Genomic DNA, 13231 nt, shown 5'->3' with positions numbered 1-13231 from the left:
CCGCGCGCCGTCTCCCACTACCCGAACAAAGGAAAACAGCATGTCCCGCATTGCACAGACTTTCGACGCCCTGAAGGAACAGGGCAAGACCGGCCTCGTCACCTTCATCACCGCCGGCGACCCCGGCCCGGAATTGACCGTTGCGCTGCTGCACGCCCTCGTCGAGGGCGGCGCCGACGTCCTCGAACTCGGCGTCCCGTTCTCCGACCCGATGGCCGAAGGCCCCGTCATCCAGCGCGCCTGCGAACGCGCGCTGGCCTTCGGCATCGGCATGAAGGACGTCCTCGGCTACGTGCGCCAGTTCCGCGAAAAGAACCAGCACACGCCCGTCGTCCTGATGGGCTATGCCAACCCGATCGAGCGCATGGGCCCGTCGGAATTCATCCGCCAGGCGAAAGAGGCAGGGGCCGACGGCGCCATCGTCGTCGACTACCCGCCGGAAGAGTGCGAGGAATTCGCGGCCGAGATGAAGGAGAACGGCCTCGACCTGATCTTCCTGCTGGCGCCGACCTCGACCACGGCGCGCATCCAGCAGGTGGCGCGCCACGGCAGCGGCTTTTCCTACTACGTCTCGCTCAAGGGCGTGACGGGGGCCGGCGGCATCGACACGGCCGACGTGGCGCGCCGCGTCGCCGCGATCCGCGAGCACGTGGCCCTGCCGATCGGCGTCGGCTTCGGCATCCGCGACGCGCAGACCGCGAAATCGGTGGCCGAGGTGGCCGATGCCGTCGTGATCGGCAGCCGCATCATCCAGGAACTGGAAAACACGCCGAAGGAGCAGGGGCCGCAGGCGGTGCGCGACTTCGTCGCCGGGATCCGGGCGGCGCTGGACGGGCGCTGAGCCGCGGCCGGCGCTTGCCGCTGCCGAAGGACCGGGCCAGGCGCCCGGTTTTTTGTTTGCGCGGCAAGACACTTGGGTTACATTGACGTTAGTTCAATTTCTTAAGATAGCCATGAAAACCCGATTGGTCAGTATCTCCAAGCTGCAGACGGCCAAGGTGATGGCCGCCCTCTACCTGGTCATCTCGATCCCGCTGGCCCTGGTGTCGATGATCCCGCTGGCGCTGCAGGGCCAGCCGGTGTCGGTCGTCATGCTGCTGCTGGTGCCGGTCCTGTACACGGCGATCGGCTTCGTGTTCACATTCCTCGGCGCCTGGCTCTACAACGGCATCGCCGCGCGCATCGGCGGCATCGAGTTCACCACGGCCACGGCCAAGGGCGAGTGAACGTGGCCGTGCGCAAGCGCCTGACCTTCTGGAGCGCCGACCCCGACGACGACAGCCTCGTGCGCGACGTCATCGCCGGGCGCAAGACGGCGACCGCCGATCTCGTCGAGGATTACTATCGGGGCTACGGCGCGCTGGGCGAGGGCGGCTATGCCGCCGGCGAGCTGGTCGACGTCCTCGATCCGCGCGGGCGCCGGCGCTGCACGATCCGCGCGACCCGGGTCCGGCGCATCCTGTTCGGCGCGATCCCCGAGGACGTCTGGCGCGCCGAAGGCTTCGACAGCGCCCGCGCGTTCCAGGACTGCCACGTCGCCTGCATGCCGGACAAGCGGCTCGACGACGCCACCGAATTCGTGGCGCTGCACTTCGAACTCGTCGAGGTGGCCGCGGTCGAATGACGGCCGGGCATGCGGTTTCCAGCGTTATTGAACAAGCAAGTCGGTGCAGTCGTAAATTAGAGCAAGCATTCGACAAGAGCATTCCGACCGGCTACACTACCGCCAAATTCCGATTTGCCGCAAAGGAGAACACATGAGTTGGTTGGAAAAACTGCTGCCCCCACGGATCCAGCGCTCCGATGCCGCCAAAAAACAGACCATGCCCGAGGGCCTGTGGGTCAAGTGCCCGTCGTGCGAGTCGGTCCTGTACCGCGCCGACCTGGATGCGAACCTGCACGTCTGCCCGAAGTGCAGCCACCACATGCGCATCCGCGCGCGTGACCGCCTCGACGCGCTGCTCGACGAAGGCGGCCGCTACGAGATCGGCCAGGACGCGCTGCCGGTCGACACCCTCAAGTTCAAGGACAGCAAGAAGTATCCCGACCGCCTCAAGGCCGCGATGGACGCCACCGGCGAAACCGACGCGCTGATCGTGCAGGGCGGCTCCATCATGAGCTTGCCGGTCGTCGTGGCCTGCTTCGAATTCGAGTTCATGGGCGGTTCGATGGGTTCCGTCGTCGGCGAGCGCTTCGCCCGCGGCGCCCAGGTCGCCCTGGAACAGAAGGTGCCGTTCATCTGCATCACCGCCACCGGCGGCGCGCGCATGCAGGAAGGCCTGCTGTCGCTGATGCAGATGGCCAAGACCACCGCCATGCTGACCAAGCTGGCCGAGAAAAAGCTGCCGTTCATTAGCGTGCTGACCGACCCGACCATGGGCGGCGTGTCGGCCTCGTTCGCCTTCATGGGCGACGTCGTGATGGCCGAGCCGAAGGCCCTGATCGGCTTCGCCGGCCCGCGCGTGATCGAGAACACCGTGCGCGAAAAGCTGCCGGAAGGCTTCCAGCGCGCCGAGTTCCTGGTCCAGAAGGGCGCCATCGACATGATCGTCGACCGCCGCAAGATGCGCGAGGAAATCGCGCGCCTGCTGGCTCTGCTGCAGAGCCAGCCCGCCGACGTCATCGCCTGATCCGTCCCACCGGCGCGGCCGGCGGTCCCCAGCGGGCCGCCGGCCGTTCGCGTTTCCAGGCCCGTGCCTCCAGGCTTCATCCGGATATCCCATGCAAACTCTCCCCACCACCTTGCCCGACTGGCTGGCGCTGCTCGAGTCGCGCCATGCCGAAACCCATATCGACATGGGCCTGGACCGCGTGCGCACCGTCAAGGAGCGCATGGGCCTGGCGTTTTCCTGCCCCGTGATCATGGTCGCCGGCACCAACGGCAAGGGCTCGACCTGCGCCATGCTGGAATCGATCCTGCTGCACGGCGGCTACCGCACCGGCCTGTACATCAAGCCGCATTTCCTCGACTTCAACGAGCGCGCCCGCATCAACGGCGAGATGGCGTCGGACGAGGCGCTGGTCGGCGCCTTCAACGACGTCGAGGCGCAGCGCGGCGAGATCGACCTGACCTATTTCGAATTCACCACGCTGGCCATCATGCGCCTGCTGTCGACGTCGAGCATCGACGTGGCGATCCTCGAGGTGGGCCTGGGCGGGCGCCTCGATGCCGTCAACGTGATCGACGCCGACGTCTCGATCGTGACCAGCATCGACATCGACCACAAGGATTACCTGGGCGACACGCGCGAGGAAATCGGTTTCGAGAAGGCCGGCATTTTCCGTCCGGGCAAGCCGGCGATCTGCAGCGATCCGCAGCCGCCGCAATCGCTGATCGACCACGCCGCCGCGATCGGCGCCGACCTGTGGCTGATCGGCCGCGACTTCAATTACCAGGGCGACAAGCAGCAGTGGGCCTACGGCGGCCGCGGCCAGCGCCGCAATTCGCTGGCCTACCCGGCGCTGCGCGGCGCCAACCAGCTGCTCAATGCGGCGGCCGCGCTGGCCGCGCTGGAAGCGCTGCGCATCGTGCTGCCGGTGGGCGCGCAGGAAGTGCGCACCGGCCTGGCCCTGGTCGAGCTGCCGGGCCGCTTCCAGGTGCTGCCGGGCCGCCCGACCACGGTGCTGGACGTGGCGCACAACCCGCACGCGGCCGCCACGCTGGCCCAGAACCTGGGCAATATGGGTTTCCACCGCTTTACCTATGCGGTGTTCGGCATCATGCAGGACAAGGACATCGACGCCGTCGTCGACCAGCTGGCGCCCCACGTCGACCACTGGTGCCTGGCGGCGCTGCCGTCGCCGCGTTCGGCCGACGTCGCCGCACTGGCCGCGAAGATCGCGGCGAAGCGCCCGGCCGGCGCCGCGCCGGACGAATTCTCGGTGCAGGGGTTCGCCGACCCGGCCGCGGCGTTCGCGGATGCAACTAGCCGGGCCGGACAGGATGATAGAATAGTGGTCTTTGGTTCGTTCTACACCGTGGCCGGCGTCATGGCGGCCCGTAAACACTCCCTTCACTGATTGAAACGCATGGGCTTGTTCTCGTTCTTCAAAAAAAACAAGCAAGACCGTACCGCCCAGGACAGCGGCCGCTTCTACAGCAAGGACGATGACGCCGCCTACGGCGAACGCGCCCGCGCCAAGCGTCCGGCCAGTGCGGGCGGCGGCGCCACGCGCCGCGCCGGCAACGATCCCATGCTGCCCGAAAAGAAGCGCGCTCGCCGCCGCCTCGTCGGCGCCATCGCGCTGGCGCTGGCCGCCGCCGTCGGCCTGCCGATGCTGCTCGATTCCGAACCCAAGCCGGTGGCCGGCGACATCGCGATCCAGATCCCCTCGAAGGACAAGGCGGCCCCGCTGCCGGTGCCCGACGCCGACAAGGCCGTGGCCGCCGAGGACAGCGTCGATTCGGGCGAGGAAGTCGTCGCCGCGCCGGATGCGAAACCGGCCGCTGCGCGGGCCACCTCGCCCGCGCCCGTCACCCCCGTCACCCCCATCGCGCCCGCCGCCGCCCCGCGCGAGCCGGCCGCGGCGCCGGAGCCGAAGGCCGACGCCCGCCTGGCCGAGCGCGAGCGCATCGAGCAGGAACGCGCCGACCGCGCGCAGCGCCTGGAGCGCGAACGCCTGGAGAAGGAACGCCTGGCCGAGCGCGACCGCGCCGCCAAGGCCGAGCGCGACAGGATCGAGCGCGACAGGGCCGAGCACGACCGGGCCGAGCGCCTGGCGAAGCAGAAGGCGGAAGACAGGCAGAAGGCCGACGACCATCGCAAGGCCGAAGCCCGCGCCGAGGACAAGCCCGCCAAGCCGGCCGACGGCGCGCGTGCGCTGGCGATCCTGGAAGGCAAGGGCGCCGACAAGCCGGCCGCCAAGGACGACAAGGCCGGTGCCGGCCAGAAGTTCGTGCTGCAGGTCGCGGCCATGTCGAGCCAGGAAAAGGCGGCCGAGGTGCAGGCGAAACTGCGCGACGCCGGCATCAGTTCGTACACCCAGAAGACCTCCACCGCGTCTGGCGAGCTGATCCGCGTCCGCATCGGCCCGCTGAGCCGCGACGAGGCGGAAAAAGTGCGCGCCAAGCTGGGCCGCCTGGGCCTGTCCGGCGCCATGACGCCGGTCTGATGCCCGGCCAGCGCAACAGGAGCAGAGCGGAACGCGCCGTGACGATCTTCGACTACATCGTCCTGTTCATCCTGGCGTCCTCGGTCGTGATCAGCACGATGCGCGGCCTGGTGAAGGAAATCCTGTCGCTGGTCGGCTGGGTCGCGGCCTTCGTCGTGGCCAATGCCTTCGGCGCGAAACTGGCGCCCATGCTACCATCCGTGGTTCCCGGCGAGGCCCTGCGCCTGATCGTTGCCTTCATTGCACTGTTCCTCGGCGTGCGTGTGCTGATGGGCCTGCTGGCCCTCGCGATCGGCGCCCTGATCGAGGCATCCGGCCTCTCGCTCGCGGACCGCGGCCTGGGCGGCCTGTTCGGACTGGGCCGGGGCATTGTGATCGTGCTGGCCGGCGTCATATTGTGCGGGATGACGTCCATCCCCCAGCAGGATTTCTGGAAAGACGCGCTGCTGTCGCCGATGGCGGAGACCGGGGCGCGTACCGTCAAGCCTTTCTTGCCCGCTGCCTTCGCGCAGCATGTCCAGTTTTAGTGTTTAGCTGTAGCAATTCCTCTGTCTAGTTTAGGAGCACACCATGTGTGGCATCGTCGGCGTCGTTTCGCAAGCCCCCGTCAACCAGCTGTTGTATGACGCTTTGTTGCTGTTGCAACATCGCGGCCAGGATGCGGCGGGCATTGCAACCAATCACAGCAGCATGTTCTCGATGTACAAGGCCAACGGCCTCGTGCGCGACGTGTTCCGTACCCGTAACATGCGTTCGCTGATGGGCAATTCCGGCATCGGCCACTGCCGCTATCCGACCGCCGGCTCGTCCAGCGAAGAGGAAGCGCAGCCGTTCTACGTGAACGCCCCGTTCGGCATCACGCTGGCGCACAATGGCAACCTGACCAACCAGGAGCAGCTGAAGGACGAACTGTTCCGCATCGACCGCCGCCACGTCAACACCGGCTCCGATTCCGAGGTGCTGCTGAACGTGCTGGCCCACGAGATGCAGACCGCCGCCAACGGCTACACGCTCGATGCCGAGGCCGTCTTCAAGGCCGTCGCCAACGTGCACCGCCGTGTGCGTGGCGCCTATGCCGTGATCGCCCAGATCGCCGGCCACGGCCTGCTGGCCTTCCGCGACCCGTTCGGCATCCGCCCGCTGTGCCTGGGCATCAACGAGACCCCGAACGGTCCGGAATACCTGGTCGCCAGCGAATCCGTCGCGCTGGAAGGCCTGGGCTTCCGCTTCGTGCGCGACATCGCGCCGGGCGAGGCGATCTGGGTCGACAGCGACAGCAAGCTGCACACCCGCCAGTGCGCGGAGAATCCGTCGCTGAACCCCTGCGCCTTCGAATACGTGTACCTGGCCCGTCCGGACTCCGTCATCGACGGCGCTTCCGTGTACGCCACCCGCCTGAAGATGGGCGAATACCTGGCCGACAAGATTCGCAAGGAGATCCCGGTCGAGGAAATCGACGTCGTGATGCCGATCCCGGACTCGTCGCGTCCCGCCGCGATCCAGCTGGCGCTGAAGCTCGGCGTCGAGTACCGCGAAGGCTTCATCAAGAACCGCTACGTCGGTCGCACCTTCATCATGCCGGGCCAGGCGATGCGCAAGAAATCGGTACGCCAGAAGCTCAACGCGATCCCGTCCGAGTTCAAGGGCAAGAACGTGCTGCTGGTCGACGACTCGATCGTGCGCGGCACCACCAGCCGCGAGATCGTGCAGATGGCGCGCGAATCCGGCGCCACCAAGGTGTTCTTCGCCTCGGCCGCGCCGCCGGTGCTGTACCCGAACGTGTACGGCATCGACATGCCGACCCGCGACGAGCTGATCGCCCACGGCCGCACCGTCGAGGAAGTCTGCCGCGAGATCACCGCGGACCGCCTGGTGTACCAGGACCTGGACGCGCTCAAGAAGTCGATCACCGACGTCAATCCGGAGCTGACCAGCGTCGAGGCCTCGTGCTTCGACGGCGTCTACATCACCGGCGACATCACCCCGGCCTACCTGGACAAGCTGGAAAACCACCGTCACCAGTCCTCGGGCAAGTCGTCCGACGACGTCGTGCGCACCCAGCTGAACCTGAATCCGGCGGTCGCCGCCGAGTAAGATCCCGGTCCGGCGCGCCTGCGGCGGCGCCGGTCTTTTCTGTTTCCCGGGCGCCGCTGGCGCCCGTTTTCATTCGTACGAGACCATGAGCGACACCACCCCACGCGGCTTCACCACCGCCATCCTGCACAACGACCGCAGCAAGCCGATCGAGCAGAACTCGCTGCACAAGCCGATCCACACCTCGGTCGCGTTCGGCTATACCGATGCGCGCCAGCTCGCCTCGGTGTTCCAGGGCAAGGAACCGGGCTTCCGCTACGGCCGCCAGGGCAACCCGACCGTGTCGGCGCTGGAAGACAAGATCAGCAAGATGGAAGACGGCGTCGCCACGCTGTGCTTCGCCACCGGCATGGCGGCGATCGGCGCGCTGGCCCAGGCGCTGCTGCGCGCCGGCGACCACGTGGTGTCCTCGTCCTTCCTGTTCGGGAATACCAACAGCCTGTGGAACACGGTGGCGGGGCAGGGCATCGACGTGTCCTTCGTCGATGCCACCGACGTCGCCAACGTGCAAGCTGCGCTGCGGCCGGACACGCGCATCGTGTTCGTCGAGACCATCGCCAACCCGCGCACCCAGATCGCCGACCTGGCCCGCATCGGCGAACTGTGCCGCGCGCGCGGCATCCTCTACGTGGTCGACAACACGATGACCACGCCCTGGCTGTTCCGTCCGAAGGCGGTCGGCGCCGGCCTGGTGGTCAATTCCCTGACCAAGTCGATCGGCGGCCACGGCATGGCGCTGGGCGGCGCGCTGACCGATACCGGCCTGTTCGACTGGAGCGCCTATCCGAACATCGCCGACAACTTCCGCAAGCAGCCGCCGAAGGCCCAGGGCATGGCCCAGCTGCGCGCCAAGGCGCTGCGCGACTTCGGCGCCTCGCTCGCCCCCGAGGCCGCGCACCACATCGCCGTCGGCGCCGAGACGCTGGCCCTGCGCATGGAGCGCACCTGCGCCAATGCGCTGGCGCTGGCGCGCATGCTCGAGGCGGATGCGCGCGTGGCCGCCGTCCACTACCCGGGCCTGCCGTCGCACCCGCAGCATGCGCTGGCCACCGACTTGTTCCGCAGCTATGGCTCGCTGTTCTCGTTCGAGCTGAAGGATGGCATCGACTGCTTCGACTACCTGAACCGCCTGCGCGTGGCGATTCCCGCCAGTAACCTGGGCGACACGCGCACCCTCGTGATCCCGGTCGCGCACACGATCTTCTTCGAGATGGGGGCGCAACGCCGCGCCAGCATGGGCATTGCCGAGTCGCTGATCCGCGTCTCGGTGGGCATTGAGGATACGGAGGACCTGCTGGCCGACTTCGGAGGGGCGCTGGCGGGCTGAGCAAGGCATCGGCCATGCTGGCAATGCGGTTGGCATGGAGGAAACAATCGATACAAAGCGTTTGTTGCCACCCTCGTTTGAATGTTCTAGGATCGTCTGATCATGCAGACATTGCCTGGTATCTGCGCTGCAAGGGAATGTCGCGTGGACGTGTGTCGTCGTCCCTTTCGGTGACCGCAATACCGACGCCATCGGACAAGTGCTCGATAAGCTGCATATGCGTAATTTGTGTTGGAAGATGTTGATTCCTTGGTAATGCTGTTTTACGATTTTCTAGAACATCTATTTGAAAGGGAAAACATGAAACGCCTGCTGTGCATCGCCCTGCTGGCGGCTGCCGGCGTCGCCGCGGCCGCGGATGACCTCGCGCAAGCCAATCGCCTGCTCGCCGAACAGGCCTACGACAAGGCACTGCCTCTGTACCGGAAGCTTGCCGAAGCGGGCAATCCGGAAGCGCAGATGCGCCTGGGCGAGCTGTACTGGTTCGGCGACGGTACGACCGCTGACCTTGCGCTGGCGAAGCGCTGGTTCGAACGTTCCGCCGCTGCCGGCAATGCCGATGCCGCGGCCAGCCTGGCGAGCTTGAAGCGCCGCGAGACCCGAGGCCAGGAAATCACCTACTGGACCACGGCATACCAGGGCGAGGATTTGCGCGCCGGTGCCTGCAAGCGCCCGCAATTGCCTGCGGTGTCCCAGACCCGGGCGCAGATCCAGCAGACCGGCAAGATGATCGCGGACTGGCATGCCTGCTATAACCGTTTCGTCGACAGCGTGAACGATGCGCTGCCGCCGGGCAAGCGTATCCCGGCCGACGTCGTCGACATGATGACACCCGCAGAAGGAAAGCAGGCACAGAAGCACCTGGACGCGGTGTACAGCAAGCTGATCAGCGAAGCCCAGGAGGAGGCCAAACGCTTTGCCAGCGAAGAGGCTGCCTGGCACGGTGCAACCGAAGCCTACGTCAAGACCGAATCCATCCGCAATGACGGCGGTCGCGACGAGATCGAGCGGATGCAGACCATGCGTCGCCAGGTCGGCTATACCGTCCGCAATGTGACGCCGCCGCCGGCGCAATAATTCTGTTCTCCGGACTTGCCGTCGTACGGGGCGTCGAGGCTGCGATCTGTCGGCGGTTGAGCGTGGCAGGCAAGTCCGGTTATGATCGGATCATTGCCTGCCATTATTTTTTTATCGATGAAATCGTTAATCGCCTGTTTTTTTTGTTTGAGCATCGGTATCACCGGGCATGCCCGCGCCGATGAACTGGCCGACGCCGACGCATTGTTCGCCAGGAAGGCTTATTCCGAAGCCCTGCAGAAATACACCAAACTGGCCAATGCCGGCAACGTGATGGCCCAGCAGCACCTGGGCGAAATGTATTTCTATGGCGAGGCGGGCGCGGTCGACATGCCGAAGGCCAGCGAATGGTTCCGCAAGGCGGCGGCCAAGGGCAACAAGGTGGCGATCGCTTCGCTCGACCTGATCCAGCAACGCGAGACGCGTCGCGCCGACCTGGCGTACTGGATCAGCGGCTACGACGGAAGCGACCTGCGCACGGACGCCTACCGGTGCCCGGCGCCGCGTTTTCCCGCGGTGTCCAAGGTCAACGAGGACATCGATCGCTACAGTGCCCGGATGACGGCGTGGCAGGAGTGCCATAATCGCTGGGTCAACTACCTGAACGCGGCGATGCCGCTCACCAAGCGTATTCCGGACGATGTCCAGAAACTGCTGACCAAGGACGAGATGGACACGGCCACGGCGCACCTGAAGGAAGTCGGCGAGCGCCTCGCGGAGGATACGCAGATCGGTGGCAAGCTGGTCGTGGCCGATTTCACGGCATGGCGCAATGCGACCGAGGCCTACATCAAGGAACACAACGAGATCGTCAACGGCACGCCGTCGGAAGAACGCCAGCGGGAGATCGACGCGCGCCGCAGTAATTACTCGAATTCGAAATAAGAGGCATGGGGCTGCCCAGTGCAGTCCCGTGCCGCCCCGTCATGGCCGCTCAGTGTAGCTCAGTGCCACTCAGTGTCACTCAGTGCCACGACCGCATCAACCCCACCGCCAGCCCCTCGAGCGCGAACTCGTCGTTCTGCGGATCGACGGTGATGACGGAAAAGTCCGGATTTTCCGGCAGCAGTTCGATCATGCCGCCAGTCTTGCGGTAGCGCTTGACGGTGACTTCGTCGCCGATGCGCGCGACCACGATCTGGCCGTTCTTGGCGCTGTCGACCTTCTTGACGGCCAGGAAGTCGCCGTCGCAGATGCCGGCGTCGCGCATCGACCAGCCCTTGACCTTCAGCAGGAAGTCCGGCTTGGCGGAAAACATGGCCGGGTCGACCGAGTAATTCGCCTCCACGTGTTCCTGGGCCAGGATGGGCGAACCCGCGGCGACGCGGCCGACCAGCGGCAGCGACATCAGCAGCGCGGCGGGGACGACGGGCGCCGGTTCCGGCGCCGCGGCGCTGGTGCCGACGAGGCGGATGCCGCGCGACGTGCCCGGGGAGATTTCGATCGCACCCTTGCGGGCCAGGGCCTGCAGGTGCTCCTCGGCGGCGTTGGCCGAGCGGAAGCCAAGCTCCTGGGCGATCTCGGCGCGGGTCGGCGGGAAGCCGGTATTGTCGATCGCTTCCTTGATCAGGTTGAGGATCTGTTCTTGCCGTGCGGTGAGCTTAAGCATGGGTCAATGTCTGGTTGGTGCAAAAAAGGCGGTTCGCGCGCATGACGACCACGGTTCGGTGCCGCTTCGACGACGATTCGACGACGATTCGACGACAATCGGGCGCCGATTCGGCGACGAGTCAGCGATGACTCAGCGATAAGTCAGCAACCATTGGTCGGCCATGGCGGATTGCCGCTATGGGATCAGACTGTATTTTTGTACAGTATTGCGCCGCGCGCAAGGGGAATCCCGCTTTTTTTTCGCGTTGCGCCACTGGAAGGTGAGGGCGCCGGCGCCGGCCGGGCGGCGCGACAAAGCGATTGAGCTCTTGACCTTTTTGAGGTTATAATGTTTGGCTTTCCCTTCCCACACTCGTCTTGACGCCGAGGTGGGCATTTGTTTAAACGTCCTAAAGGAGTTTTCATGCGTCATTATGAAATCGTGTTTATCGTCCACCCGGACCAGAGCGAACAAGTCCCGGCGATGATCGAACGCTACAAGACCACGGTCACCTCGCGCGGCGGCAACATCCACCGCGTCGAAGACTGGGGCCGCCGTCAAATGGCTTACCAGATCCAGAAGCTGCCGAAGGCACACTACATCTGCATGAACATCGAGTGCGACAACGAGACCCTGGTCGAGCTGGAAACCGCATTCAAATTCAATGATGCCGTGCTGCGTCACCTGACCGTGAAGATGAAGAAGGCCGAGACCGCGCCGTCGCCGATGATGAAGTCGGTCCAGCGCGAAGACGCAGCCAAGAGCCACCGCGCCGAGCAGGCCGCCGCTCCGGCCGCCGCAGCCTAAGTCGCGCGGGAGCACGCAAGGGCAAGTGAACGAGCTGTCGCTGGTCGCAAGCATCCTGGAACGCGACATCCTGCGCTACACCCCGGCAGGCATTCCCATCGTCGGCGGACTGTTGCAACACGGTTCGACCCAGACGGAAGCGCGGATTGCCAGGCAGGTCGAATTCGAGATTCCCGCGCTCGCCGCGGGGGAGATTTCGGGTCGATTCGCCAACGCCGAACTGGGCGCGATGTACCGCTTCACGGGATTCTTGGCCAGGAAAAGCCGTCACAGCAAGACCCTGGTGTTTCACATCATTGATTTCAGTGCCGCCGCGTAGACCGCGGGCACGCATTTAGATACAGGAGCCTCGAAATGGCATTCGGTAAAAAATTCGACAAGAACAAAGCCAAAGAAAAACTGAAGCGCAAACAGCAGAACCCGCTGTTCAAGCGCAAGAAATTCTGCCGCTTCACCGCCGCTGGCGTGGAACAGGTGGACTACAAGGACGTCGACACCCTGAAGGATTTCGTCCAGGAAAACGGCAAGATCATGCCGGCCCGCCTGACCGGCACCAAGGCGCACTACCAGCGCCAAGTGGACACCGCGATCAAGCGTGCCCGTTACCTGGCCCTGCTGCCGTACACCGACCTGCACAACGCCTGATCGTCGATTTACGGCAACAAGCATAGTCAGATAACTGGAGAATAAAATGCAAGTCATCCTTCTGGAAAAAGTCGTCAACGTCGGCAACCTGGGCGACGTCGTCAAGGTCAAGGACGGTTACGCACGTAACTTCCTGATCCCGCAAAAAATGGCCCGCCGCGCTACCCAAGCCGCCGTCGCGGAATTCGAAGTCAAGCGCGCCGAACTGGAAAAGGCAGCTGCCGAGAAGCTGGCAGCCGCACAAGGCCAGGGCGAGAAGCTGGGTGGCATGACCGTCACCATCGCCCAGAAAGCCGGCGTGGACGGCCGCCTGTTCGGTTCCGTGACCAACTTCGACATCGCCGAAGCCCTGAGCAAGCAAGGTTTCGCCGTCGAGAAGGCGCAAGTGCGCATGCCGACCGGCCCGCTGAAGACCACCGGCGAGCACCCGGTTGCCGTCGCGCTGCACACCGACGTCGTCGTCGACGTGACCATCGCGGTCGTGGGCGAAGCTGCCTAAATCATTCTGTTGCTAGAATGAACAAAAAGCCGGGTTCTCCCGGCTTTTTGCTTTTAAAAAACTCACCAATGATTTCAGC

16 protein-coding genes are annotated in these 13231 nt (G+C 65.2%); 15 read left to right on the top strand and 1 reads right to left on the bottom strand.

The features are described from left to right. The first annotated feature begins 40 nt into the window (after positions 1-40). The 11 genes from trpA to QZ749_RS14530 all read left to right on the top strand — a co-directional run bounded on the left by trpA (position 41) and on the right by QZ749_RS14530 (position 10495). Positions 41-841 carry a tryptophan synthase subunit alpha gene (gene trpA / locus QZ749_RS14580; RefSeq protein ID WP_296948265.1) on the top strand — a complete coding sequence of 267 codons (801 nt, stop codon included), beginning with the start codon at positions 41-43 and terminating at the stop codon, positions 839-841. Positions 842-953: 112 nt separating this feature from the next. Further along, complete coding sequence (locus tag QZ749_RS14575) at positions 954-1226, top strand: hypothetical protein (RefSeq protein ID WP_296948263.1); 273 nt, start codon at positions 954-956, stop codon at positions 1224-1226. 2 nt (positions 1227-1228) lie between these two features. Continuing rightward, complete coding sequence (locus QZ749_RS14570) at positions 1229-1624, top strand: ASCH domain-containing protein (RefSeq protein WP_296948261.1); 396 nt, start codon at positions 1229-1231, stop codon at positions 1622-1624. Positions 1625-1757: 133 nt separating this feature from the next. Further along, entirely contained in the window at positions 1758-2630 is an 873-nt protein-coding gene (accD, locus tag QZ749_RS14565) for an acetyl-CoA carboxylase, carboxyltransferase subunit beta (protein WP_296948258.1), read from the top strand. Between the two features lie 91 nt (positions 2631-2721). Then, positions 2722-4020, top strand: a complete 1299-nt coding sequence (gene folC, locus QZ749_RS14560; protein WP_296948256.1) for a bifunctional tetrahydrofolate synthase/dihydrofolate synthase — start codon at positions 2722-2724, stop codon at positions 4018-4020. A 9-nt stretch (positions 4021-4029) separates the two neighbouring features. Beyond that, positions 4030-5112, top strand: coding sequence for an SPOR domain-containing protein (locus QZ749_RS14555; protein WP_296948254.1), 1083 nt, complete (start codon positions 4030-4032; stop codon positions 5110-5112). Between the two features lie 38 nt (positions 5113-5150). Then, on the top strand, positions 5151-5639 hold the full coding sequence (locus tag QZ749_RS14550; RefSeq protein WP_296948252.1) for a CvpA family protein: 489 nt from the start codon (positions 5151-5153) through the stop codon (positions 5637-5639). 43 nt (positions 5640-5682) lie between these two features. After that, positions 5683-7206 carry an amidophosphoribosyltransferase gene (purF, locus tag QZ749_RS14545; protein ID WP_296948249.1) on the top strand — a complete coding sequence of 508 codons (1524 nt, stop codon included), beginning with the start codon at positions 5683-5685 and terminating at the stop codon, positions 7204-7206. 85 nt (positions 7207-7291) lie between these two features. Further along, on the top strand, positions 7292-8533 hold the full coding sequence (locus QZ749_RS14540) for a cystathionine gamma-synthase family protein (protein WP_296948246.1): 1242 nt from the start codon (positions 7292-7294) through the stop codon (positions 8531-8533). Between the two features lie 300 nt (positions 8534-8833). After that, positions 8834-9610, top strand: a complete 777-nt coding sequence (locus QZ749_RS14535; RefSeq protein ID WP_296948243.1) for a tetratricopeptide repeat protein — start codon at positions 8834-8836, stop codon at positions 9608-9610. An 81-nt stretch (positions 9611-9691) separates the two neighbouring features. Further along, the gene (locus tag QZ749_RS14530; RefSeq protein WP_296948240.1) at positions 9692-10495 is read left to right on the top strand and encodes a tetratricopeptide repeat protein; all 804 of its coding nucleotides are present in this window, start codon (positions 9692-9694) and stop codon (positions 10493-10495) included. A gap of 79 nt (positions 10496-10574) precedes the next feature. Here QZ749_RS14530 and lexA read toward each other — a convergent pair whose 3' ends face one another. Beyond that, a complete protein-coding gene (gene lexA / locus QZ749_RS14525; protein ID WP_296948238.1) occupies positions 10575-11219 on the bottom strand; it encodes a transcriptional repressor LexA in 645 nt (214 codons plus the stop codon). Between the two features lie 405 nt (positions 11220-11624). On the opposite strand from lexA, the gene rpsF reads away from it, so the two are divergent. The 4 genes from rpsF to rplI are packed head-to-tail and all read left to right on the top strand — an operon-like array spanning position 11625 to position 13152. Then, positions 11625-12008 carry a 30S ribosomal protein S6 gene (rpsF, locus tag QZ749_RS14520; RefSeq protein WP_036232978.1) on the top strand — a complete coding sequence of 128 codons (384 nt, stop codon included), beginning with the start codon at positions 11625-11627 and terminating at the stop codon, positions 12006-12008. 25 nt (positions 12009-12033) lie between these two features. After that, positions 12034-12327, top strand: coding sequence for a primosomal replication protein N (priB, locus tag QZ749_RS14515; RefSeq protein WP_296948234.1), 294 nt, complete (start codon positions 12034-12036; stop codon positions 12325-12327). A gap of 35 nt (positions 12328-12362) precedes the next feature. Beyond that, entirely contained in the window at positions 12363-12653 is a 291-nt protein-coding gene (gene rpsR / locus QZ749_RS14510; protein WP_036249492.1) for a 30S ribosomal protein S18, read from the top strand. A gap of 46 nt (positions 12654-12699) precedes the next feature. Continuing rightward, the gene (rplI, locus tag QZ749_RS14505) at positions 12700-13152 is read left to right on the top strand and encodes a 50S ribosomal protein L9 (protein ID WP_296948222.1); all 453 of its coding nucleotides are present in this window, start codon (positions 12700-12702) and stop codon (positions 13150-13152) included. Positions 13153-13231 lie beyond the last annotated feature (79 nt).

It is taken from the genome of uncultured Massilia sp. (genome assembly GCF_913773735.1).
Taxonomy (GTDB): domain Bacteria; phylum Pseudomonadota; class Gammaproteobacteria; order Burkholderiales; family Burkholderiaceae_D; genus Telluria.
This window is presented reverse-complemented; position numbering and strand designations above follow the sequence as displayed.